This is a genomic window from Enterobacter hormaechei ATCC 49162, from assembly GCF_001875655.1.
In the GTDB taxonomy this organism is placed as follows: Bacteria; Pseudomonadota; Gammaproteobacteria; order Enterobacterales; family Enterobacteriaceae; genus Enterobacter; species Enterobacter hormaechei.
The window spans coordinates 1,178,405-1,201,577 of the sequence record NZ_MKEQ01000001.1; the positions used below are offsets into that span (position 1 = coordinate 1,178,405).

Here is a 23,173-nt window from a genome sequence, read left to right on the forward strand (position 1 = left end):
TCTTTATGCACACAGGGGTTACTGTATATCCATACAGTAACTACAGGGCTGGAATGAATATGTACACTTCAGGCTATGCAAATCACTTAACACCTTTTTCTTCTGCCGCGGGCAATGCTGCGCAGAATTCTATCGGGCGTGTATCGACAGGGCTTATCAGTGAAGTGGTTTACCGTGAAGACCAGCCGCTGTTAACACAACTCTTACTCCTGCCGCTTTTGCAGCAGCTCGGGCAACAGTCTCGCTGGCAGCTCTGGCTGACGCCACAGCAAAAATTGAGCCGTGAATGGGTTCAGTCGGCTGGCCTGCCGCTGGCGAAGGTGATGCAGATTAATCAACTCTCCCCTTGCGATACGGTCGAGTCGATGGTTCGGGCATTACGTACCGGGAACTATAGCGTCGTGATTGGGTGGTTGCCTGAGGATCTGTCGCAAGAGGAACATTTGCGTCTGACTGAAGCTGCTGAAGAAGGTAACGCGATGGGCTTCATCATGCGACCGGTTCGTGGAGATTCCTATCGCAGAGGACAACATCCCGGCTTAAAAATTCACTCAAATGTGTACCATTGAGTCATTTTAAGAGTTTTCCTGGAATTTTTTTCGACCGCAGTATGCAAAAAAAGTTCAACGCGCCAAAACTGCGGCAAGGCTTGTCTGACGCGGTTCTCGTTAATTTTACTGCACAAAATTCATTCAAAAATTGTTAAATATTAGGTATACGGAACTTTTTTTTTCATATGCCTGACGGACTTCACACTTGTAAGTTTTCAGCTACGTTGTAGACTTTACATCGCCAGGGGTGCTCGGCCTAAGCCGAAGATATCGGTAGGTTTATATTTGACCACGCCCCCCGGTGAAGGATTTAACCGTGATTCCTCCGATGGAGATATTCATGGCAAATTTTGGATGATAACGAGGCGCAAAAAATGAAAAAGACAGCTATCGCGATTGCAGTGGCACTGGCTGGCTTCGCTACCGTAGCGCAGGCCGCTCCGAAAGATAATACCTGGTATGCAGGTGGTAAACTGGGCTGGTCTCAGTTCCATGACACCGGTTGGTACAACAGCAGCCTGAACAACGATGGCCCTACTCACGAGAGCCAGCTGGGTGCAGGTGCGTTCGGTGGCTATCAGGTTAACCCATATGTTGGCTTTGAAATGGGTTACGACTGGTTAGGTCGTATGCCTTACAAAGGCGACAACGTAAATGGCGCTTTCAAAGCTCAAGGCGTACAGCTGACCGCTAAACTGGGTTACCCAGTAACTGACGATCTGGACGTGTACACCCGTCTGGGCGGCATGGTATGGCGTGCAGACTCCAGCAACAGCATCGCTGGTGACGACCACGACACGGGTGTTTCCCCAGTATTCGCTGGCGGCGTTGAGTGGGCAATGACCCGTGACATCGCTACCCGTCTGGAATACCAGTGGGTTAACAACATCGGTGACGGTGCTACCGTTGGCGTTCGTCCAGACAACGGCATGCTGAGCGTTGGTGTTTCTTACCGTTTCGGTCAGCAGGAAGATGCGCCAGTCGTAGCTCCAGCACCGGCTCCAGCTCCAGAAGTACAGACCAAGCACTTCACTCTGAAGTCTGACGTTCTGTTCAACTTCAACAAAGCTACCCTGAAACCAGAAGGTCAGCAGGCACTGGATCAGCTGTACACCCAGCTGAGCAACCTGGATCCTAAAGACGGTTCTGTAGTGGTTCTGGGCTTCACCGACCGTATCGGTTCTGACGCTTACAACCAGGGTCTGTCCGAGAAACGTGCTCAGTCTGTAGTTGATTACCTGGTATCTAAAGGTATCCCAGCTAACAAGATCTCCCCACGTGGTATGGGCGAATCTAACCCAGTGACCGGTTCTACCTGTGACAACGTGAAACCACGCGCTGCACTGATCGACTGCCTGGCACCAGATCGTCGCGTAGAGATCGAAGTTAAAGGTATCAAAGACGTTGTAACTCAGCCTGCGGCATAAGTTATCGTCTTATAAAAAAACCCCGCCATGCGGGGTTTTTTATTATCTGAAGAAAGGCAAAACGTTATTTTTTACCTAACAGTGCCTGAAGATCGTTCTTCAGCGTCGACATCTGGCTGGCATACTTCTCTTTGTGCTCGGCATCTTCAATCAGCTGCACCACCGTTTCCGACAGGGTTTTCCCGCGCCGTTGCGCAAGCCCGGCCAGACGTTGCCAGACCATAAACTCCAGGTCGATGGATTTCTTACGGGTGTGCTGATGCTCGGCATTGAAATGCCGTTTACGACGAGCACGGATAGTTTGCTTCATCCGGTTCAACAAGGCCGGATTAATGTGTTTCTCAATCCAGCCGTTGACCTGTACCGGTTCGTTTTCGAGGGTCAGCAACATATCCACAGCTTCTTGTGCCGCGCTGGCTTCGATGTAGCAGGTGATCAGCTCCCCTTCACGGTGCTTTTTGACCAGGTACTTCCATTTCCAGCCGCTTTCGAGGTTTTCCAGTTGTTGATATTTCATTGCGATCTCAGTGTTACCGTGTAACTCTGTTCAGAATATCAGTTTTTTGGCAATCTGCTGAAAAGAAATCATATCCTGTGAAACACCGCAGGCGATCCGCATGACGAAAACCCGAATCCTGATTGGGCAGAGTGCGCCGCTTACGGTATACTCCACGGTTTTACTTCTGACTAAAAAACATCAACTTTGACCATTACGAAACTTGCATGGCGTGACCTGGTTCCGGATACCGAGAGCTATCAGGAGCTGTTTGCACAGCCAGACCTCACAAAAGAACACGAATTCATACTTAGCGATACACAACCGCGTTTGCATTACGCGCTGGAGCAGATGTCATCCCCATGGGCTACATCTCCTTTCATGCTGCTCAAAGCCCCGGAAGAAGCCGAGTATCTGACGCTTCTCGGTGATGCCATGCGCCAGTTGCAGCCAAAAACGAACGCCGTTTTTGGTGGTCAGTATCATATTGCCGGACGTGACGTGACGTTCGAACCTGCCACGCAGGCAGACGGACTGTTCGCGGCAAAAGGCGAGGTGATTACCGCCAACTGGGTGGAAGCAGAACAGCTGTTCGGCTGCCTTCGTCAGTTCAATGGCGATGTGTCACTACAACCCGGGCTGGTACACCGCGCGAATGGCGGCGTGTTGCTCATCTCCCTTCGCACCCTGCTTGCACAGCCTCTGCTGTGGATGCGCCTGAAAACGGTGGTGACGCAGCAACGTTTTGACTGGGTAGGATACGACGAGTCACGTCCTCTTCCTGTTTCCATCCCGTCTATGCCACTGTCGCTGACCGTCGTGCTGACGGGTGACCGTGAATCCCTGGCTGATTTCCAGGAAATGGAGCCAGAACTTGCGGAGCAGGCTGTCTACAGCGAATACGAAGACAATATTCAGATTGCCGATGCCGATGATATGGCGCAGTGGTGTCAGTGGGTTATGGCCGTGGCAGAGCGTTTCTCGCTGCCTTCCCCTGCCGAGGATGCGTGGCCGGGCTTGATCCGTGAAGCCGTACGCTACACCGGCGATCAGGAAACCCTGCCGCTCTGCCCGCTCTGGATCGGTAAACAGCTGCGTGAAGTGGGCGTTATCAGCGGCAACGGTATGTTCACCGGTGAGCAGCTTAGCCAGATGCTGGCCCAGCGTGAATGGCGTGAAGGCTATCTTGCTGACCGTATGCAGGATGAAATTCTGCTGGAACAGATTCTGGTGGAGACCGAAGGCGAACGTATCGGGCAAATCAACGCCTTGTCCGTCATCGAGTTCCCCGGGCACCCCCGCGCCTTTGGCGAGCCTTCCCGTATCAGCTGTGTCGTGCACATTGGCGACGGCGAATTTACCGATATCGAACGTAAGGCGGAACTGGGCGGAAACATTCATGCTAAAGGCATGATGATCATGCAGGCATTCCTGATGTCTGAACTCCAGCTTGAGCAGCAGATCCCCTTCTCTGCCTCGTTGACCTTTGAACAGTCCTACAGTGAAGTCGACGGCGACAGCGCCTCAATGGCGGAGCTGTGCGCCGTGATCAGCGCGCTTGCGGACGTGCCGATTAATCAGAATATTGCGATTACCGGATCCGTGGATCAGTTTGGTCGTGCCCAACCGGTGGGTGGACTGAATGAGAAAATCGAAGGCTTCTTCGCTATCTGTCAGCAGCGCGGCTTAAACGGCAAACAGGGCGTGATTATTCCAGCGCCTAACGCTCGCCATTTGAGCCTGAGCCAGGCGATTCTGGATGCGGTAGAGCAGGAACAATTCACCGTCTGGGCCATCGAAGGGGTTGAGGATGCACTACCCTTACTGACGAATCTGGTCTGGGACGGCGAAGGCCAGACAACCCTGATGCAGACCATTCAGGAACGTATAGCTCAGGCGACACAGCAGGATGCTCGTCATCGTTATCCCTGGCCGTTACGCTGGTTAAGTTGGTTTAGTGCAAACTGATCGGACTTGTTCAGCGTACACGTGTTAGCTATCCTGCGTGCTTCACTAAAATAAGGCTTACTGAGAACATGGTAGATAAACGCGAATCCTATACGAAAGAAGACCTTCTTGCCTCTGGTCGCGGTGAACTGTTTGGCGCGAAAGGCCCGCAGTTACCGGCCCCTAATATGCTGATGATGGACCGTGTCGTGAAAATGACCGAAACCGGCGGCAACTTTGATAAGGGTTACGTAGAAGCAGAACTCGATATCAACCCGGACCTGTGGTTCTTCGGTTGCCACTTTATTGGCGATCCGGTAATGCCTGGCTGCCTGGGGCTCGATGCCATGTGGCAGCTGGTTGGCTTCTATCTGGGCTGGCTTGGCGGTGAAGGCAAAGGCCGTGCGCTGGGCGTAGGCGAAGTGAAATTCACCGGTCAGGTTCTGCCTACCGCGAAGAAAGTCACCTACCGTATCCATTTCAAACGCATCGTTAACCGCCGCCTGATTATGGGCCTGGCGGACGGTGAAGTGCTGGTAGACGGTCGTCTGATCTATACCGCGAACGACCTGAAAGTGGGTCTGTTCCAGGATACCTCTGCTTTCTGATAACGGCTTTTAGCCCCTTCCAGAAAGGCGAAACCTCCGCATTGCGGAGGTTTCTTTTTAAAGAGACGGTATCAAGCAAGTACTGCCCTGTCTCCGATGGCTTCTCGCCAGCCCCCTAGCCATTGGGACCTTTGATTCAGGGCCTGATAGGGACACATTTCTTTTGAACGTCCGGCGATGCCAGCCTGATAACCACGTTGATGAGCCCTTTCCAGGCGATCTCGTTTCTGTCTCTTCATGCCTCGTTTCCCTCATTCTTTTGTCTGGTGGAAAGAAAACAGTGGTTGCAATAGGTGCAAGCACAGTTAACGAATACCCCGAATCGGCGTCAGCGTCAACGTTCAAAATTCATACGGGTGTCATATTTGTGAGCTACATGGAAGATCGTTTGTACAAAAAATATGACGCGGGACAAGTAACAACCTGAACATAAAACGAAAAAAAAGCCGCAATCAGCAAGAAGCTGAGTGCGGCTTTCGTCGATGAATTTTACTTATGGCAACCGGGAAATCTCTCTTGCTATTGCGGCCGCCTCCTGTGCCCACCCTTGCGCAAGCACTTTCACCATTTCGTCATAGCCATCTTTCTGCTGCTTCAGTTCCAGATGGAAAGGACGCTTAATCAGCTGGCCCTGGTGATTTAACAGCCACTCCCCGCTGATAACAACGGCACCATCATAGCGGCCATGGAATCCCGTCACGTTAACATTGAGGGTATCCTGATCGCTTCCCAGAGGCTGCGAGGCGACCACCCAACCTGGGAGCTGGCTGCTCAGATTCGCCACCAGCGTATTGCGTAGCTGCTGATCCAGCGGACTGGCCCACAGGTTATTGTTGGCGATAACGTACTGCACATCGCTGGTCTGGTAGACCACCCCGTTGCCCGCCAGATAATCTGGCACGGCAACCTGTTCAACCCACAGCAGACGGCTGCCCTGTGAGGCGCTGCTCTGCGCACCGGACTGCGCGCTTAATGGCAGCTGGTAGTAGCTTTTGTTATCGCTTCCAGAGCTACAGGCCGTTAATACCAGTGCGCCTGCGATGATTAGCCATTTTTTCATTGTTTCGCCCTCTTAGGCTCAGGATCCTTTTTGTCTTTCGCTTCAAACACCAGCGCGTTGCTCTTTTCATTGAGCGTTTTCAGAACGGGCTGTAGCTCGCGTAAAACCTGATCAAGACGCTGCATATCCGCCACCATCTTGTTGTAGGCCGCTGAACCCGGCTGGAAGCCCTGCATACTGCGATTCAGTTCGCGCAACGTTTTCTGCATATCCTGCGGCAGCTGCTGCATGGACTGGTTGGCGGTGATTTTGTTGATATTATCCAGCGTGGCTTGCAGACGTTGCATCGTCGCCTGGCTCTGACGCAGTGACCCCGTCGCAGCCTCAAGCATTGGATTCAGCGGCAGATTGTTGATCTTATCCAGCGTTTCCATCAGGCGCTGTTGGATCTGCGCCAGGCCACTGCTGACCGTAGGAATGATTTTGTAGCCGCCAAACTCACGGATCCCCGTCATGGGTGGCGCTTTTGGATAGAAGTCCATATCGACATACAATGCCCCTGTCACCAGGTTGCCGGTTTTCAGCGAGCCGCGCAGACCGCGATTCATCAGGTCGGTAATATGCTCGCCGATATCCTGATCCTCACCAATCTGGTTAAGCAAACGCTCAGGCTCAATGCGGATCAGCACCGGAATACGATAATCGTCATCAAGCATCTGCTTAAGACCCGGAACAAAGTAAGGCACTTGTCCCACCGTCCCCAGACGAATACCGCGGAACTCGACTGGCGCCCCTGGCTGCAAGCCGCGTACAGAATCCTTAAAGAACATCAGGTAGTCGATGTGATCGGTATAGAGCGCATCCTGGATGCTCTTTTGATCGTCAAACAGTCTGAAGGCGGTTTTCTCCGCCACCGGTTGTCCCAGATCCAAGCCTTCCGGCACGTCAAAACTGACGCCCCCACCAAAGAGCGTGGTGAGTGAACCCATTTCAACGCGCATCCCCGCAGAGGTGAGGTCTACTGCGATCCCGCTGTCTTTCCAGAAGCGAACGTTGCTGGTAACCAGGCGATCATTAGGCGCATTGATAAATAGCTGATAGCTGATGGTCCGTTTTTGCGGATCGAAGGTGCTTGTTTCAACCGAACCGACGCGATACCCGCGGAACAGCACCGGATCGCCCGGTGAGAGCTGGCCCGCTTTTTTGCTGTCCAGAATAACGCGGATCCCTTTTGCATCCGGCGGCGCAAGTGGCGGTGAATCCAGCAGCTGATAGTTTGCTGGCTGGACGCCTTTGTTGCCGGGCTGGAGTTCGATATAAGCCCCTGACAGCAACGTCCCTAAGCCGCTGATCCCCTCTCTACCGACCTGCGGTTTCACTACCCAAAAAACGGAATCTTCATGGAGCAGTTTTTCCATGCCAGCATGCAGGCGGGCCTTGATTTCAACATGGGTTAAATCATCCGTCAGGGTCGCGCTTTCCACGACACCCACATCCACGCTGCGGCTCTTGATGGTGGTTTTACCGCCCTCAATCCCCTCTGCATTGGTGGTGATTAGCGTCACTTCCGGCCCCTGATGGCTGTAATGATAAAACAGGATCCATGCACCGATCAGCGCGGTCACGATGGGGAAAATCCACACCGGCGACCAGTTTCTGACCTTCTGCACTTTAGCCTCTCCACTCTTATTTTCCATGCTCTTACTCTTCCTCATGGCTTGAATCGGGCTCACGATCCCACGATAAACGAGGGTCGAAGGTCATGGCCGCAAACATGGTCATAATGACGACCAACGCAAACATCAGCGCTCCCATAGCGGGATAAATACTCATCAGTCCCCCCATGCGCACCAGCGCTGAGAGAACCGCAATCACGAACACGTCAATCATCGACCAGCGGCCAACAAATTCCACTACCTCATAGATTAAATGCATACGCTCGCTGTCGCGCTTACCATGCCCTTTTGCATCCCAACAGAGCCAGGCAATGGCAATCATCTTTAAGGTCGGAACCATGATACTGGCGAGGAATATGACGCCTGCCACAGGGTATGATCCCTCGCTCCACAGCAGTATTACCCCGGCCAGTATGGTCGAGGGCATTCTGTCGCCGAGCAGATCGGTGATCATGATCGGCAAGATATTGGCGGGCAGATAGAGCATGACAGAGGTCACCAGCAGCGCCATGGTCCATTGCAGACTATTTTTACGCCGGACGTGACCTTTTGTTTCACAGCGCGGACACACCTCGACATCCGCGGGCAGCACGGCGGTGCAGCAGGAGCAGGAGCGCAGACCCTGACGGATACCCGGTACACCCACCTTTACCGTCTGCGAGAGCGTCGGCGCCGGGGCAATATCATCCCAGGCCCAGCGTCGGTCCACGCACTGGAACGCGCGCAGTTGCAGCACACAATACAGACACCAGGGAATAAAACTGCTGCCAATGCCCACATCGCCGTACGCCATGAGCTTCACGAAGCTCACCAGGATACCCGCAAGAAAAATTTCCGCCATCCCCCAGCTTTTCAGCTGGAACAGGATCCGCGCGAGTTTGATTTTAAGGACAGTGGGCATCCTGACGCGGTTGACCAGCAGCAGAATGACGACCAGGCAAAAAGCCGGGACGATCTGCACGAAAAGAAGAAAGAAGGTGCCAAGGCTGGCGTAATCTACCGAGAACATTACGCCTGGAATTTCCAGTAAATCCACCTGACTGGTCATCCCGCCCACTTTCATATAGATGAAAGGGAAGAGATTGGAGAGCAGTAACATGAATAGGGCTGCCAGCGCGTAAGCCGTAGGACGCTGCCTTGGCGCATCCCACTCGGTCGTCAGCGTCGCTCCGCAGCGCGGGCAGGCAGCCTTATGTCCGTGACCAAGCTCTGGCAACGCCACGAGCATATCGCATTGCGAGCATAAAATATGCCGATCGGCATGGTGCTGGTCACACATAGTTTATCCCTGTTTATGCGCCGTTTTTCAGAGACTCAAGGTACTCCCAGCGCTCAAAAGCCTCTTCCAGCGCCTGTTCAGCCTGGGAGAGTTCAGCCAATACTTTCTGAGTATAGTCGTGAGGCTGCGTAAAGAATGACGCATCAGCGACCTGAATTTGCAGTGCTTCCAGTGCAGCTTCCAGCTCTTCCAGACGCTGCGGCAGCCCTTCCAGCTCGCGCTGCAAGTTATAGCTCATTTTAGCTGGAGACTTTTTGACAGTTTCTGCTTTCGCAACAACAGGTTCGGCGACATTTTTGGTCTTCGCCTGTTTTTGCGCCAGCGACTGCGATTGCTGCCCACGCGCGTCATGATAGCCGCCCACATATTGTCCGATGCGTCCTTCGCCTTCGAAGATCCAGCACTCGGTCACGGTGTTGTCGACAAACTGACGATCGTGGCTGACCAGCATCACGGTTCCCTGATAACCATCAATCAACTCTTCCAGCAGTTCCAGCGTTTCGACATCCAGATCGTTAGTCGGTTCATCGAGAATCAATAAGTTACTGGGTTTCAGGAACAGACGTGCCAGCAAAAGACGGTTACGCTCCCCGCCGGACAGCGCGCGCACCGGCGTCATGGCGCGTTTCGGGTGGAACAGGAAGTCCTGTAGGTAGCCCAGCACGTGACGCGGCTTGCCGTTAACCATTACCTCCTGTTTACCCTCAGCGAGGTTATCCATCACCGTACGGTCTGGATCCAGCTCTGCGCGGTGCTGGTCAAAGTACGCTACTTCCAGTTTAGTACCGCAGTGAATACGACCGCTGTCGGCCTGAAGCTGGCCCAGCATCAGTTTCAGCAGCGTGGTTTTACCGCAGCCATTCGGACCGATAAGCGCAATCTTGTCACCGCGCTGCACCTGAGCGGAGAAATCGTTCACCAGCACTTTGCCGTCAACCGAATAATTCACGTTCTCCATTTCGAAGACAATCTTGCCCGAGCGGGACGCCTCTTCCACCTGCATTTTGGCGCTACCCATGACTTCGCGGCGTTCGCTACGTTCGCGGCGCATCGCCTTCAGGGCGCGAACGCGGCCTTCGTTACGGGTACGACGCGCTTTAATGCCCTGACGGATCCATACCTCTTCCTGCGCCAGCTTGCGGTCGAACTCCGCATTTTGCAGCTCTTCCACGCGCAGGTTCTCTTCTTTCTCCAGCAGATAGGTATCGTAATCGCCCGGATACGTCACCAGCTTGCCGCGATCGAGATCGACAATGCGCGTTGCCATGTTGCGGATGAAAGAACGGTCATGGGAGATGAAGATAATGGTGCCATTAAAGGTTTTCAGGAACCCTTCCAGCCAGTCAATCGCTTCGATATCCAGGTGGTTCGTCGGTTCGTCCAGCAGCAGCACCTTAGGCCCGCTCACCAGGGCACGACCCAGCGCCGCTTTACGCAGCCAGCCGCCGGAGAGCGCTGACAGCTCCATATCCGCTTCCAGGCCAAGCTGGGCCAGCACTTCGTTAATGCGGTTTTCCAGCTGCCACAGGCCGTGGTGATCGAGCATCTCCTGCACTTTTGCCAGCTCGTTGAGATTCTTGTCGCTCGGGTCCGTCATCACCAGATGCGAAATCTCGTGGTAGCGTTTGAGGTATTCCGCCTGCTCTGAAATCCCTTCGGCCACGAAATCATACACGCTGCCGGTGACGTTACGCGGCGGATCCTGTTGCAGACGAGAGACGATCAGATCCTGCTCGTAAACAATACGACCGTCATCCAGCCCCTGTTCACGGTTGAGGATTTTCATCAGCGTTGATTTACCTGCGCCGTTACGACCCACCAGACAGACGCGCTCGTTATCTTCGATATGCAGCTCTGCATTATCGAGAAGCGGTGAGTCGCTGAAAGAGAGCCACGCGCCGTGCATACTAATTAAAGACATTTATTTTTCCTTTCAGACCGCGGAGATCAGCCAGCAGTTGTGGATTTGACGGTTACGGGCAAAGTCCTGAGACAGCGTTTTTTGGCTGATTTCTTGTGCTTTCAGTCCCAGTTCGGCCAGGCCGTCGTGATCCATGCGGAATCCGCGCTTGTTGTTCGAGAACATAATAGTGCCGCCTTTACGCAGCAGACGCTTCAGGTCGGTCATCAGGCGCAGGTGATCGCGTTGAACATCAAAGCTATCCTCCATACGCTTGGAGTTAGAGAAGGTCGGTGGATCGATGAAGATCAGATCGAACTGCTCATCGGTATCACGCAGCCAACCCAGTACGTCGGCCTGTAACAGGCGATGCTGACGGCCGGTTAAACCGTTAAGACGCAGGTTGCGCTCAGCCCACTCCAGATAAGTCCGGGACATGTCTACCGTGGTGGTGCTACGCGCACCGCCAAGCCCCGCATGGACGCTGGCGCTGCCGGTATAGGAGAACAGGTTCAGGAAGTCCTTGCCCTTGCTCATCTGGCCCAGCATACGGCGGGCGATACGGTGATCGAGGAACAGGCCGGTATCAAGGTAGTCGGTCAGGTTAACCCACAGGCGCGCGTTATATTCGCCCACTTCGATGAAGTCACCCTTCTCGCCCATCTTCTGATACTGGTTTTTGCCTTTCTGACGCTCACGGGTTTTCAGCACCAGCTTGTTAGGCGAAATGCCGAGTACGGCGATGGTGGCCGCAATGACATCCAGCATACGCTGACGCGCTTTCTGCGCATCGATGGTTTTCGGCGGGGCGTATTCCTGAACCACCACCCAGTCCGCATAGCGGTCAACCGCTACGTTGTATTCCGGCAGGTCTGCGTCGTACAGACGATAGCATTCGATGCCTTCCTGCTTCGCCCACTTCTCAAATTTTTTCAGGTTTTTGCGCAGGCGGTTGGCGTAATCTTCCGCCACGCCAGTCGGTTTGCTGTCTGCCGCAATCTCTGCCAGATGGTAGTTCTTCTGCACGCAGTCCAGCGGGCCGTTTTTCGCTTTGAACTGGCGATCGGCACGCAATTGCAGGCAGCTCAGCAGCTCCGGCGAGGCGCTAAAGAGAGAGAGGTTCCAGCCGCCGAAATGCGCTTTCATGTTGCGCCCCAGCAGGCTGTGCAGCGCAATCAGCGCTGGCTCGCTGTCCAGACGTTCGCCGTACGGCGGGTTGCTGATCACGGTCCCGTACGGGCCTTTTGGCAGCGGGTTGGTCAGGTTGGCCACGTCTTTCACCTCGAAGGTGACCAGCTCGCCGATACCGGCGCGACGGGCGTTGCTGCGCGCGCGTTCAATCACACGTGCGTCGCTGTCTGAACCGTAAAAGTGAGAGGTGTATTCCGCCAGCCCCTTACGCGCGCGGGTCTGCGCGTCGTCTTTGATCTCTTTCCAGATAGCTTCATCGTGCTGTGCCCAGCCTTTGAAGCCCCACTGTCCACGATGCAGTCCTGGCGCACGGTCGGTGGCCAGCATCGCGGCTTCAATCAGCAGCGTACCGGAACCACACATCGGATCGAGCAGCGGCGTACCCGGCTGCCAGCCGGAGCGCATCACGATGGCGGCGGCCAGCGTTTCTTTGATCGGTGCCATCCCGGTGCGATCGCGATAGCCGCGAAGATGCAGACCGGCACCGCTCAGATCGAGGGAGATGCTCGCCGTGTCGCCGTTCAGCCAGACGTTAATACGCAGATCCGGGTTTTCACGATCAACGTTCGGGCGTTCCTTATTGCGCCGCGTGAAGCAGTCCACAATGGCGTCTTTGACGCGCAGGGCACCGTACTGGCTGTTGCGGATCTCATCGTTGACGCCGTTGAAATGCACCGCAAAGGTGGCGTCAGGGGTGAAGATCTCTGTCCAGTCGATCATCTGTACGCCGGTGTAGAGATCAAGATCGCTGTAGACCTTGCACTCTTTCATCGGCAGCATGATGCGCGACGCCAGACGGCTCCACATCAGGCTCTGGTAAATAAGCCGCGTGTCGCCCTCAAAATGGACACCACCCTGAACCACCCGGCACTCTTTCGCGCCCAGGGCTTCCAGTTCAGTTTTTAACAGCTCTTCCAGCCCACGGGCCGTACTGGCAAACAGAGAATTCATATCGTCACTTTTACTCATAGAAAATTGTCGCGCATTATAGCTAATATGGCGTGTATGTCATAAAGTTGAAGGCTTATTTTCTTTCGCGGGAGTGTGCAGTGGCGACGTTATCCAGGCTTTTTATTCATCCGGTGAAATCGATGCGCGGTATTGGCGTGACTCACGCGCTGGCCGACATGAGCGGATTCGCCTTCGATCGTATTTTTATGGTCACCGAGCCTGACGGTACGTTTATCACCGCTCGTCAGTTCCCGCAGATGGTTCGCTTTACCCCTTCCCCGCTTCATGACGGTTTGCATTTGACCGCGCCGGACGGCTCAAGCGTCGTGATCCGCTTTGCTGATTTTGCGCCGGTTGATGCGCCAACGGAAGTGTGGGGCAATCATTTTACCGCGCGTATTGCGCCGGAAAGCATTAACCAATGGCTGAGCGGCTTTTTCTCCCGTGACGTTCAGCTGCGCTGGGTGGGGCCTGCGCTGACCCGTCGCGTGAAGCGCCACGACGCGGTTCCCCTCTCCTTCGCGGATGGTTTTCCCTTCCTGCTAACCAGCGAGGCCTCGCTGCGTGATTTACAAAACCGTTGCAAAGCCAGTGTGCAGATGGAGCAGTTTCGCCCGAATCTGGTGGTGACCGGAGCGGATGCCTGGGATGAAGATACCTGGAAAGTGATCCGCATAGGCAGCGTTATTTTTGATGTCGTGAAGCCGTGCAGCCGCTGTATTTTTACCACCGTCAGCCCGGAGAAAGGCCAGAAACACCCTTCCGGCGAACCGCTGAAAACCTTGCAGTCATTTCGTACCGCGCAGGATAACGGTGATGTCGACTTCGGTCAGAACCTGATCCCCCGCTCCAGCGGCGTGATCCGCGTGGGCGATGAGGTCGAAATTCTGACCCGCGGGCCTGCCAGGGTGTACGGCGCAGGTCAGGAAGAAGAGATGGTTGACGTTGTGACCAACGTCGCTTCCGCGGTGGATATTCACTGGGAAGGCAAAGTTATCCGTGGTAACAATCAGCAGGTGCTTCTGGAGCAGCTGGAGCAGGCGGGTATTCGCGTCCCGTATTCCTGTCGCGCGGGGATTTGCGGATGTTGTCGCATCAAACTGGTCGAGGGTGAAGTGAGTGCCCTGAAGAAATCGGCGATTGGCAATGACGGCACGATCCTGTGCTGTAGCTGCGTGCCAAAAACGAGCGTACAGCTCGAAGCTTAAACCGCCTGTTCAAGGCTGAAGGAATCGACGCGCAGCTGTGGCTTCAGCCTGTCATTCATTACTTTAATGGCATCACCTAACTGCATGACTCGCCCGGCAATGGTCACGCCGGGTTGGGCCAGCAAACAGAGCGCGGCGTTTTCACCGGGTTCAACCACCAGCAAATTCACCTCTTCTTCGGTATCGCTCAGATTGACGCTTGCCGCATCGCCGATAGCCGGGGTCCAGCTCATGCCGTGCGCGAGGAAATGCCAGCTTTTCGGCATTTGTGGTTTCAGGAAACGGATCGCCACCAGCGCATTTAAAACCAGTTCAGCGCGCTGTTCTTTGGAGAGATCGAACTCGCGGCATTTTTCTTCAAAAGAGAAATAGAGTGCAGCATCGTCAACGCAAAAGCCTGAAGGAGCAAACGCGTCTGGCGTTAACATTCGGCGCGCAAAACGAGAGCGAAACAACATGCCATTGGCTAAGTCGAGCATCATACGGTCATGCTCGTCACAAAAATACCAGCGCCAGTTATCGTCAGGTTTAATTCGCATGTTTCTCTCCCGTCCCCTAAACGTCCTGTACTAAAAATGTCCTGTTTGTCGCTTCGCTTATAACACCAGTAATAAAAGACTATAATGTCTAAATAAGCAACAATGACGGAATATAAAACAACCAGGGCTGGAAATAAAGCCCTGGTTGTCTGATTAAGAGAAAAGATTAGATATGCGTGACGATTTCTTTAATCAACGGCGGCCCTTTAAAAATAAAGCCGGAATAAATTTGCACCAGCGATGCGCCTGCCGCCATCTTCTCACGTGCAGCGATGACGGAGTCAATGCCACCCACGCCAATAATCGGCAGCTGGCCTTTTAATTCCGCGGAGAGTGCGCGAATAATTTCGGTGCTTTTTAATTGTACCGGACGGCCGCTTAATCCACCCGCTTCGTCACAGTTTTTCATTCCCTGGACGAGAGAGCGATCGAGTGTCGTATTGGTTGCAATCACACCATCAATATTATGGCGAACTAAACTGTCGGCAACCTGGATCAATTCTTCAACCGAAAGATCCGGGGCGATCTTAACCGCGACCGGGACATATTTATGGTGGATCGCCTGTAGCGCCGTTTGTTTATTTTTAATGGCGCTAAGAAGATCGTCGAGCGCTTCGCCATATTGTAATGAACGCAGCCCTGGGGTGTTAGGCGAGGAGATATTCACCGCGATATAACCGGCATAGGCATAGACTTTTTCCATACAAATCAGATAGTCATCTTTACCCTGCTCAACCGGCGTATCTTTATTTTTGCCAATATTAATACCCAGCACGCCATCAAAATGGGCTTTTTTAACGTTCTCTACCAGATGATCGACGCCAAGATTATTAAAGCCCATGCGGTTGATCAGCCCCTCGGCTTCAACCAGGCGGAACAGACGCGGCTTATCATTTCCCGGCTGCGGGCGCGGCGTCACCGTCCCGATTTCGATCGAGCCAAAGCCCATCGCACCGAGTGCATCAATACATTCGCCATTTTTGTCCAGACCGGCCGCCAGGCCCAGTGGATTTTTGAAGGTCAGGCCCATGCACTGAACTGGTTTTTCTGGCACGTTTTGACGCACCAGCGCGGCCAGAGGCGTTCCTGTAATACGGCGTAACTGCTGAAATGTAAATTCATGAGCGCGCTCAGGATCGAGCTGGAAAAGGGCTTTACGAACGAAGGGGTAGTACATGAACTCTCCTGGATTCCCGGTGTGCAAACCGGGAGGGGATTATGTGCGATCCCGCCCGGAAAGGGAATTGACCTGTGGCAAAAAAAGCCATGTAAAACGCAATCGTTTACTTATCGGTTCGCTTCTTATGCATTTTTCTGCATTCATCCTGAGGATAAATCATTTAGTGGAATAACCACACAATGTCACACTCCTGAAAATTGTTATGAATGTTAGATAAAAGCAAACAATTAGTTATAAGGAGCAACCATGCGCGTCATTACTCTGGCCGGAAGCCCCCGCTTCCCCTCTCGCTCCAGCGCTCTGCTGGAATACGCTCGCGAAAAGCTTAATGCTCTGGATGTGGAAGTGTGCCACTGGAATTTGCACAATTTCGCGCCTGAAGATCTGCTCTACGCCCGTTTCGACAGCCCGGCGCTGAAAACCCTGATCGAACAGCTTAAGGGGGCTGACGGGCTGGTCGTCGCGACTCCGATTTATAAAGCCTCTTTTTCCGGCGCACTGAAAACGCTGCTCGATTTGCTGCCTGAACGCGCGCTGGACGGTAAAGTCGTCCTGCCGCTGGCCACAGGCGGTACGGTAGCCCATTTACTGGCGGTGGATTATGCCCTTAAGCCGGTACTGAACGCGCTGAAAGCGCAGGAGATCCTGCATGGCGTCTTCGCTGACGACTTACAGGTGATCGACTACCAGCATAAACCGCATTTCACGCCAAACCTGCAAACCCGCCTCGACAGTGCGCTCGACACCTTCTGGCACGCCCTGAATCGTCGGGATCGCCACGCAGCGGCATTTTATCAAACACAAGGAGTGGCGCATGTTTAAAACCGTTACCCGTATCGGGCTGGCAGGTCTGCTGGCAGTGGCGTCGCTGGCTCAGGCGGCGGAGAAAGCACCGGAGAGCCTGCGTATCGGTTATCAGAAAGGCAGCGTCAGCATGGTGCTGGCGAAAAGCCATGCGTTGCTGGAGAAGCGTTTTCCAAAGACCACATTCTCGTGGGTCGAATTCCCTGCCGGACCACAGATGCTGGAGGCGCTGAACGTCGGGAGTATTGATTTAGGCAGCACCGGCGATATCCCGCCGATCTTTGCGCAGGCTGCCGGGGCGGATCTGGTTTACGTTGGCGTTGAGCCCGCCAAGCCGAAGGCAGAGGTGATCCTGGTGCCGGAAAACAGTGAGATCAAAAGCGTGGCCGATCTTAAAGGTCATAAGGTTGCTTTCCAGAAAGGTTCCAGCTCGCACAACCTGCTGCTGCGCGCGTTGCAGGAGGCTGGCCTTACATTCACCGATATCCAGCCCGTTTACCTGACGCCTGCCGATGCGCGCGCGGCGTTTCAGCAAAAAAATGTTGATGCCTGGGCTATCTGGGATCCGTACTACTCCGCCGCACTGTTGCAGGGCGGGGTACGGGTGCTGAAAGACGGCACCTCCCTGAAGCAGACCGGTTCGTTCTACCTGGCAGCACGTCCTTACGCTGAAAAAAATGGCGCCTTTATTCAGCAGGTGCTGGACACCTTCTCTCAGGCCGATGCGCTGACCCAGAGCCAGCGTCAGCAGAGCATCACGCTGCTGGCAAAAACCATGGGCCTGCCTGAACCGGTGATCGCCACCTATCTGGATCACCGACCACCCACCACCATTGCACCGGTTGATGCCCACGTTGCCGCTCTCCAGCAGCAAACGGCAGACCTCTTTTATCAAAACCGCCTGGTTCCAAAGCAGGTGAATATTCGCGAACGCATCTGGCAACCCACTGGCATTGAAGGAAAAAAATCATGAGTCTGAATCTTTTCTGGTTTTTACCCACCCACGGTGACGGACACTATCTTGGCACAGAAGAAGGCGCCCGCCCGGTTGATCACGGCTATTTACAGCAGATCGCCCAGGCAGCAGACCGCATCGGTTTTACCGGGGTGCTGATCCCGACGGGCCGCTCATGTGAGGATGCATGGCTGGTTGCCGCGTCGATGATCCCCGTCACCCAGCGCCTGAAATTCCTGGTAGCCCTGCGCCCGAGCGTGGTGTCGCCAACCGTCGCAGCGCGCCAGGCGGCAACGCTGGACAGGCTCTCTAACGGCCGCGCGCTGTTCAACCTGGTAACGGGCAGCGATCCGCAGGAGCTGGCGGGCGACGGCGTCTTCCTCGATCATACCGAGCGTTATGAAGCTTCCGCGGAGTTTACCCGCGTCTGGCGACGTCTGCTGGAAGGGGAAACCGTTACCTTCGAAGGAAAACATATCCACGTTCGTGATGCGAAACTCTACTTCCCGCCGGTACAGCAGCCGCGCCCGCCGCTCTATTTTGGCGGATCGTCGGATGTCGCCCAGGATCTGGCCGCCGAGCAGGTCGATCTCTATCTGACCTGGGGTGAACCGCCTGAACTGGTGAAAGAGAAAATTGCCCAGGTACGCGCTAAAGCCGCAGCACATGGCCGTACGGTGCGCTTCGGTATTCGCCTGCACGTGATCGTCCGCGAAACCAACGACGAGGCCTGGCAAGCCGCCGACCGTCTGATCGCTCATCTGGACGACGACACCATCGCCAAGGCACAGGCGGCGTTTGCCCAAACTGACTCCGTGGGCCAGCACCGGATGGCCTCCCTGCACAACGGCAAGCGCGAAAATCTTGAGATCAGCCCGAACCTGTGGGCCGGGGTGGGTCTGGTGCGCGGCGGCGCGGGCACGGCGCTGGTCGGCGACGGTCCCACCGTGGCGGCACGCATTAATGAGTACGCGGAACTGGGGATCGACAGCTTTATCCTGTCTGGCTATCCGCATCTGGAGGAGGCGTACAAGGTAGGTGAACTGCTGTTCCCGCATCTGGATGTCGCTATCCCGGCCATTCCGCAGCCACGTCAGCTTCAGTTACAGGGCGAAGCCGTGGCGAACGCGTTTATCCCGAGAAAAGTCGCGCAAAGCTAAGGAGTCACTATGTCTGCAACCGCACAAAAATGGCTGCTGCGGGCCGCGCCGTGGTTTCTGCCCGTCGGCATTGTCCTCGTATGGCAACTGGCGTCGTCAACTGGCTGGCTGTCGAGCCGCATATTGCCCTCTCCGGAGGGCGTTGTGGAAGCATTCTGGTCGCTCAGCGCCAGCGGTGAGCTATGGCAGCACCTGGCCATCAGCTCCTGGCGCGCGGTAATCGGCTTATCGATTGGCGGAAGCATCGGCCTGACGCTGGGACTGATCAGCGGCCTGTCACGCTGGGGTGAGCGGCTGCTGGATACCTCCATTCAGATGCTGCGTAACGTGCCGCATCTGGCGCTGATCCCGCTGGTTATCCTGTGGTTTGGCATTGATGAGAGCGCCAAAATTTTCCTCGTGGCGCTGGGGACGTTGTTCCCTGTTTATATCAATACCTGGCATGGGATCCGTAATATCGATCGCGGCCTGGTTGAGATGGCCCGCAGCTATGGTTTGTCAGGTTTTGCCCTGTTTACCCATGTGATCCTGCCGGGCGCCCTGCCCTCCATTATGGTTGGGGTGCGTTTTGCGCTCGGCCTGATGTGGCTGACCCTGATCGTGGCGGAAACCATTTCGGCTAACTCCGGTATTGGTTATCTGGCAATGAACGCCCGCGAGTTCCTGCAAACGGACGTGGTGGTGGTTGCTATTATCCTTTATGCCCTGCTCGGCAAACTTGCGGACGTCAGCGCCCAGTGGCTGGAGCGTAGCTGGCTGCGCTGGAACCCGGCCTACACCGCTCAGGAGGCGAAAGCATGAATACTGCACGACTGAACCAGGGTACACCGTTACTGCTGAACGGCGTGACCAAACGCTACGGCGATAACACCATTCTGAATGCGCTGGATCTGCATATTCCCGCCGGACAGTTTGTGGCCGTTGTCGGTCGCAGCGGTGGCGGCAAGAGTACCCTTCTGCGTCTTTTAGCCGGGCTGGAAGCGCCAAACGGCGGTGACATTCTGGCAGGCACCACGCCGCTGGCTACGATTCAGGATGATACGCGCATGATGTTTCAGGACGCGCGTCTGCTACCGTGGAAAACGGTGATGGATAACGTCGGGCTGGGTCTGAAGGGCAGCTGGCGGAAGGACGCCCGGCAGGCCCTCGCCGCAGTCGGGCTGGAACATCGCGCGGGAGAATGGCCTGCGGCCCTGTCGGGCGGTCAGAAGCAGCGCGTGGCACTGGCCCGGGCGTTAATCCACCGCCCCGGCCTGTTACTGCTTGATGAACCGCTCGGCGCGCTTGATGCTCTGACCCGGATCGAGATGCAGGATCTGATTGAGACCCTCTGGCAGGCGCACGGCTTTACGGTGCTGCTGGTGACGCATGATGTAAGCGAAGCTGTGGCAATGGCAGACCGGGTGCTGTTAATAGAAGACGGGAAAATTGGTCTGGATCTGACGGTGGATATTCCACGTCCTCGCCGTGTGGGATCGGCCAGGCTGGCGGAGCTGGAAGCCGAAGTGCTGGATCGGGTGATGAAGCGTGGGGGAGCGGAGATCCAGCGGATAAAGGCTAATGCCTGATGCCCTCACCCCGGCCCTCTCCCACAGGGAGAGGGAGGGTTAAGCTTTCTATCAAGCCAGTGCTTTAGCAATCTTCTCGTACAGATCGCCAGACAGGTTTTCCAGCCCTTTCAGCTGCTCAAGCGCGGCGCGCATTTTCGCCTGGCGCTGCGCATCGTAGCGTTTCAGGCGGATCAGCGGCTCAATCAGACGAGACGCCACCTGCGGGTTACGGCTGTTCAGTTCGGTCAGCATTTCAACCATGAACTGATAACCGCTGCCGTCTTCGGCATGGAACGCGGCCGGGTTGCTGCTGGCGAATGCGCCAATCAGAGAGCGGACGCGGTTCGGGTTACTCATGGTAAACGAACGGTGCTTCAGCAGGCTGCGGACCTTGCTGAGCACATCGGCCGCCGGGCTGGTGGCCTGAAGAATAAACCACTTGTCCATCACCAGACCATCCTGATGCCACTTGTCGTCGTACTCCTGCATCAGCGCATCGCGGCACGGCAGCTCGGCGGCAACGCTTGCAGCCAGCGCGGCCAGCGCATCCGTCATGTTATCGGCGTCGTGGTACTGCTTGCTGACCAGCGTGTTCGCCAGCTCTGCCTCACCAAACGCCAGATAACGCAGGCAGGTATTGCGCAGGGAACGTTTACCGATATCCGCATGTTCCACCCGATACGCGTCCAGCTTGTTGGCGTTGTAAATGGCGAGGAACTCATCTGCCAGTTCGGTCGCCAGCGTACGGGTCAGTGCTTCACGCACGGCGACAATCGCAATCGGATCAATGATGTCAAACAGCTCGGCGATTTCAGTCGCAGACGGCAGCGTTAAAATTTCAGCCGCCAGCGCCGGGTCAATCTTCTCATCCAGCAGGATGGCACGGAACGCGTCGGCCACATGAACCGGCAGCGTCAGCGGCTGGCCCTGCTGGTAACGGTTCACGTTAAGCTTGATGTAGGTCGCCAACAGGCTTTGTGCCGCATCCCAGCGAGAGAAATCGTTGCGTGCGTGTCGCATCAGGAACGTCAGCTGCTGATCGCTCCACTTGTACTCAAGTTTAACCGGCGCGGAGAACTCGCACAGCAGGGCAGGAACAGGCTGGAAATAGACGTTATCAAAGATAAAGGTCTGCTCTGCCTGGGTCACGTTCAGCACGTTATGTACCGGGTGACCGCCCTTCTGTAACGGGATCACGTTGCCTTCGTTGTCGTACAGTTCAACGTTGAACGGAATGTGCAACGGATGTTTCTCTTCCTGCTCGGCCGTTGGCGGCGTGCGCTGGCTGATGGTCAGCGTGTACTGCTCGGTTTCCGGGTTGTAGTCGTCTTTGACCGTCACAATCGGCGTACCGGCCTGGCTGTACCAGCGGCGGAAATGTGAAAGATCGACGTTAGAGGCGTCTTCCATCGCCTGGACGAAGTCATCGCAGGTAGCCGCACTGCCGTCGTGACGCTCGAAGTAAAGCTGCATCCCTTTCTGGAAATTCTCTTCGCCCAGCAGGGTGTGGATCATGCGGATAATTTCAGCGCCTTTTTCATACACCGTCAGGGTGTAGAAGTTATTCATCTCAATGACTTTGTCCGGACGGATCGGGTGCGCCATTGGGCTGGCATCTTCTGCAAATTGCAGACCACGCATGGTACGTACGTTGTTGATGCGGTTCACCGCCCGCGACCCCAGATCGGAGCTGAACTCCTGATCGCGGAAGACGGTTAAGCCCTCTTTCAGGCTGAGCTGGAACCAGTCGCGGCAGGTGACGCGGTTCCCGGTCCAGTTGTGAAAATATTCGTGGCCGATAACGCGTTCAATATCGAGATAATCTTTATCCGTTGCGGTATCGGTACGCGCCAGCACGTATTTGGAGTTAAAGATGTTAAGACCTTTATTCTCCATCGCGCCCATGTTGAAGAAGTCGACGGCAACGATCATATAGATGTCGAGGTCATATTCGAGGCCAAAGCGCGTTTCATCCCACTTCATGGAGTTGATGAGGGAGGTCATTGCCCACGGCGCGCGGTCAAGGTTGCCACGATCCACGAACAGCTCCAGCGCGACTTCACGGCCAGAGCGCGTTTTAAAGGTGTCGCGCAGAACATCGAAATCTCCCGCCACCAGCGCAAACAGATAGCAGGGCTTCGGGAATGGATCCTGCCACTGCACCCAGTGACGACCGTTCTCCAGTTCCCCCTCGTCAATCCGGTTGCCGTTGGAGAGCAGGTACGGGTACAACGTTTTGTCGGCAATAATTTTGGTGGTAAAGCGCGCCAGGACGTCCGGACGATCGAGATACCAGGTAATATGGCGGAAACCTTCGGCTTCACACTGGGTACACAGGGCCACGCCTGACTGGTAAAGCCCTTCCAGCGCGGTATTGGCGGCAGGGCTGATTTCGTTCACGATGCGCAGGGTAAAGCGTTCCGGCAGGTTGTCGATGACCAGCTGGTTGCCTTCTTCTTTATAGTCTGACCAGGCTTCATCATTAATGTGCAGGGAAACCAGCGTCAGGTCTTCACCATCGAGACGCAGCGGCACAGCTGTCGCGCTCTGGCGCGTCACCTGGCTTACCGCCGTCACGACGGTTTTTGTGGCATCCAGGTCAAAAGTCAGATCGATATCGCTTATCAGGTAATCCGGCGCACGGTAGTCGTGGCGGTATTTAGCTTGTGGCTGTTGTGTCATAGAAAACCTTATGCATCGTTTGTCGAGTAACGATTCAATATATTCCTGTTGTGTAAAACGCGCTATGCA

At 55.1% G+C, this 23,173-nt stretch carries 20 protein-coding genes; 10 read left to right on the plus strand and 10 right to left on the minus strand.

Annotated elements, in window-relative coordinates:
• Positions 1–59: 59 nt before the first annotated feature.
• Together sulA and ompA are read left to right on the plus strand one after the other, a co-directional pair.
• Positions 60–569: an SOS-induced cell division inhibitor SulA gene (gene sulA, locus BH712_RS06030; RefSeq protein WP_032673744.1), complete on the plus strand. Its 510-nt coding sequence runs from the start codon at positions 60–62 to the stop codon at positions 567–569.
• A 356-nt stretch (positions 570–925) separates the two neighbouring features.
• Complete coding sequence (gene ompA, locus BH712_RS06035) at positions 926–1,978, plus strand: porin OmpA (protein WP_017694761.1); 1,053 nt, start codon at positions 926–928, stop codon at positions 1,976–1,978.
• Between the two features lie 64 nt (positions 1,979–2,042).
• Here the strand turns inward: ompA and matP are convergent, their stop codons facing one another.
• A complete protein-coding gene (matP, locus tag BH712_RS06040) occupies positions 2,043–2,495 on the minus strand; it encodes a macrodomain Ter protein MatP (RefSeq protein ID WP_006809347.1) in 453 nt (150 codons plus the stop codon).
• Positions 2,496–2,681: 186 nt separating this feature from the next.
• Between matP and BH712_RS06045 the strand changes: the two genes are divergently transcribed.
• Positions 2,682–4,442 carry an AAA family ATPase gene (locus BH712_RS06045; protein ID WP_006809348.1) on the plus strand — a complete coding sequence of 587 codons (1,761 nt, stop codon included), beginning with the start codon at positions 2,682–2,684 and terminating at the stop codon, positions 4,440–4,442.
• 68 nt (positions 4,443–4,510) lie between these two features.
• Entirely contained in the window at positions 4,511–5,029 is a 519-nt protein-coding gene (gene fabA / locus BH712_RS06050; protein WP_000227926.1) for a bifunctional 3-hydroxydecanoyl-ACP dehydratase/trans-2-decenoyl-ACP isomerase, read from the plus strand.
• A gap of 71 nt (positions 5,030–5,100) precedes the next feature.
• On the opposite strand, the gene rmf is transcribed toward fabA, so the two are convergent.
• The 6 genes from rmf to rlmKL all read right to left on the minus strand — a co-directional run bounded on the left by rmf (position 5,101) and on the right by rlmKL (position 13,026).
• Positions 5,101–5,268 carry a ribosome modulation factor gene (rmf, locus tag BH712_RS06055; RefSeq protein WP_003858162.1) on the minus strand — a complete coding sequence of 56 codons (168 nt, stop codon included), beginning with the start codon at positions 5,266–5,268 and terminating at the stop codon, positions 5,101–5,103.
• Between the two features lie 254 nt (positions 5,269–5,522).
• Positions 5,523–6,089 carry a membrane integrity-associated transporter subunit PqiC gene (gene pqiC, locus BH712_RS06065; protein ID WP_006809349.1) on the minus strand — a complete coding sequence of 189 codons (567 nt, stop codon included), beginning with the start codon at positions 6,087–6,089 and terminating at the stop codon, positions 5,523–5,525.
• Positions 6,086–7,726 carry an intermembrane transport protein PqiB gene (gene pqiB / locus BH712_RS06070; RefSeq protein WP_032673552.1) on the minus strand — a complete coding sequence of 547 codons (1,641 nt, stop codon included), beginning with the start codon at positions 7,724–7,726 and terminating at the stop codon, positions 6,086–6,088. The genes pqiC and pqiB overlap by 4 nt, the downstream gene beginning before the upstream one ends.
• Positions 7,727–7,730: 4 nt before the next feature.
• Positions 7,731–8,984: a membrane integrity-associated transporter subunit PqiA gene (gene pqiA / locus BH712_RS06075; protein WP_006809351.1), complete on the minus strand. Its 1,254-nt coding sequence runs from the start codon at positions 8,982–8,984 to the stop codon at positions 7,731–7,733.
• A gap of 13 nt (positions 8,985–8,997) precedes the next feature.
• On the minus strand, positions 8,998–10,905 hold the full coding sequence (locus BH712_RS06080; RefSeq protein WP_006809352.1) for an ABC transporter ATP-binding protein: 1,908 nt from the start codon (positions 10,903–10,905) through the stop codon (positions 8,998–9,000).
• 12 nt (positions 10,906–10,917) lie between these two features.
• A complete protein-coding gene (gene rlmKL / locus BH712_RS06085; protein ID WP_032673745.1) occupies positions 10,918–13,026 on the minus strand; it encodes a bifunctional 23S rRNA (guanine(2069)-N(7))-methyltransferase RlmK/23S rRNA (guanine(2445)-N(2))-methyltransferase RlmL in 2,109 nt (702 codons plus the stop codon).
• 98 nt (positions 13,027–13,124) lie between these two features.
• On the opposite strand from rlmKL, the gene BH712_RS06090 reads away from it, so the two are divergent.
• The gene (locus BH712_RS06090; protein WP_006809354.1) at positions 13,125–14,234 is read left to right on the plus strand and encodes a YcbX family protein; all 1,110 of its coding nucleotides are present in this window, start codon (positions 13,125–13,127) and stop codon (positions 14,232–14,234) included.
• Here the strand turns inward: BH712_RS06090 and zapC are convergent.
• Entirely contained in the window at positions 14,231–14,773 is a 543-nt protein-coding gene (zapC, locus tag BH712_RS06095; RefSeq protein ID WP_006809355.1) for a cell division protein ZapC, read from the minus strand. The two genes, BH712_RS06090 and zapC, sit on opposite strands and share 4 nt — an antisense overlap.
• A 166-nt stretch (positions 14,774–14,939) precedes the next feature.
• Positions 14,940–15,950: a quinone-dependent dihydroorotate dehydrogenase gene (gene pyrD, locus BH712_RS06100; RefSeq protein WP_006809356.1), complete on the minus strand. Its 1,011-nt coding sequence runs from the start codon at positions 15,948–15,950 to the stop codon at positions 14,940–14,942.
• Between the two features lie 249 nt (positions 15,951–16,199).
• On the opposite strand from pyrD, the gene ssuE reads away from it, so the two are divergent.
• The 5 genes from ssuE to ssuB are packed head-to-tail and all read left to right on the plus strand — an operon-like array spanning position 16,200 to position 20,440.
• Positions 16,200–16,775 (plus strand): NADPH-dependent FMN reductase, encoded by a 576-nt coding sequence (gene ssuE, locus BH712_RS06105; RefSeq protein WP_006809357.1) that lies wholly within the window; start codon positions 16,200–16,202, stop codon positions 16,773–16,775.
• On the plus strand, positions 16,768–17,730 hold the full coding sequence (locus tag BH712_RS06110; protein ID WP_006809358.1) for a sulfonate ABC transporter substrate-binding protein: 963 nt from the start codon (positions 16,768–16,770) through the stop codon (positions 17,728–17,730). Before ssuE ends, BH712_RS06110 begins: the two co-directional genes overlap by 8 nt.
• Positions 17,727–18,872 (plus strand): FMNH2-dependent alkanesulfonate monooxygenase, encoded by a 1,146-nt coding sequence (gene ssuD, locus BH712_RS06115; protein WP_006809359.1) that lies wholly within the window; start codon positions 17,727–17,729, stop codon positions 18,870–18,872. The genes BH712_RS06110 and ssuD overlap by 4 nt, the downstream gene beginning before the upstream one ends.
• A gap of 9 nt (positions 18,873–18,881) precedes the next feature.
• A complete protein-coding gene (gene ssuC / locus BH712_RS06120; protein ID WP_006809360.1) occupies positions 18,882–19,673 on the plus strand; it encodes an aliphatic sulfonate ABC transporter permease SsuC in 792 nt (263 codons plus the stop codon).
• Complete coding sequence (gene ssuB / locus BH712_RS06125) at positions 19,670–20,440, plus strand: aliphatic sulfonates ABC transporter ATP-binding protein (RefSeq protein WP_006809361.1); 771 nt, start codon at positions 19,670–19,672, stop codon at positions 20,438–20,440. The genes ssuC and ssuB overlap by 4 nt, the downstream gene beginning before the upstream one ends.
• 51 nt (positions 20,441–20,491) lie before the next feature.
• Here ssuB and pepN read toward each other — a convergent pair whose 3' ends face one another.
• Entirely contained in the window at positions 20,492–23,104 is a 2,613-nt protein-coding gene (gene pepN, locus BH712_RS06130; protein WP_006809362.1) for an aminopeptidase N, read from the minus strand.
• Positions 23,105–23,173: the final 69 nt, after the last annotated feature.

Coding starts and splice junctions, on each gene's coding strand:
- sulA (WP_032673744.1), top strand. CDS start 60: ATGTACACTTCAGGCTATGCAAATCACTTAACACCTTTTTCTTCTGCC.
- ompA (WP_017694761.1), top strand. CDS start 926: ATGAAAAAGACAGCTATCGCGATTGCAGTGGCACTGGCTGGCTTCGCT.
- matP (WP_006809347.1), bottom strand. CDS start 2,495: ATGAAATATCAACAACTGGAAAACCTCGAAAGCGGCTGGAAATGGAAG.
- fabA (WP_000227926.1), top strand. CDS start 4,511: ATGGTAGATAAACGCGAATCCTATACGAAAGAAGACCTTCTTGCCTCT.
- rmf (WP_003858162.1), bottom strand. CDS start 5,268: ATGAAGAGACAGAAACGAGATCGCCTGGAAAGGGCTCATCAACGTGGT.
- pqiC (WP_006809349.1), bottom strand. CDS start 6,089: ATGAAAAAATGGCTAATCATCGCAGGCGCACTGGTATTAACGGCCTGT.
- pqiB (WP_032673552.1), bottom strand. CDS start 7,726: ATGGAAAATAAGAGTGGAGAGGCTAAAGTGCAGAAGGTCAGAAACTGG.
- pqiA (WP_006809351.1), bottom strand. CDS start 8,984: ATGTGTGACCAGCACCATGCCGATCGGCATATTTTATGCTCGCAATGC.
- BH712_RS06080 (WP_006809352.1), bottom strand. CDS start 10,905: ATGTCTTTAATTAGTATGCACGGCGCGTGGCTCTCTTTCAGCGACTCA.
- rlmKL (WP_032673745.1), bottom strand. CDS start 13,026: ATGAATTCTCTGTTTGCCAGTACGGCCCGTGGGCTGGAAGAGCTGTTA.
- zapC (WP_006809355.1), bottom strand. CDS start 14,773: ATGCGAATTAAACCTGACGATAACTGGCGCTGGTATTTTTGTGACGAG.
- pyrD (WP_006809356.1), bottom strand. CDS start 15,950: ATGTACTACCCCTTCGTTCGTAAAGCCCTTTTCCAGCTCGATCCTGAG.
- ssuE (WP_006809357.1), top strand. CDS start 16,200: ATGCGCGTCATTACTCTGGCCGGAAGCCCCCGCTTCCCCTCTCGCTCC.
- BH712_RS06110 (WP_006809358.1), top strand. CDS start 16,768: ATGTTTAAAACCGTTACCCGTATCGGGCTGGCAGGTCTGCTGGCAGTG.
- ssuD (WP_006809359.1), top strand. CDS start 17,727: ATGAGTCTGAATCTTTTCTGGTTTTTACCCACCCACGGTGACGGACAC.
- ssuC (WP_006809360.1), top strand. CDS start 18,882: ATGTCTGCAACCGCACAAAAATGGCTGCTGCGGGCCGCGCCGTGGTTT.
- ssuB (WP_006809361.1), top strand. CDS start 19,670: ATGAATACTGCACGACTGAACCAGGGTACACCGTTACTGCTGAACGGC.
- pepN (WP_006809362.1), bottom strand. CDS start 23,104: ATGACACAACAGCCACAAGCTAAATACCGCCACGACTACCGTGCGCCG.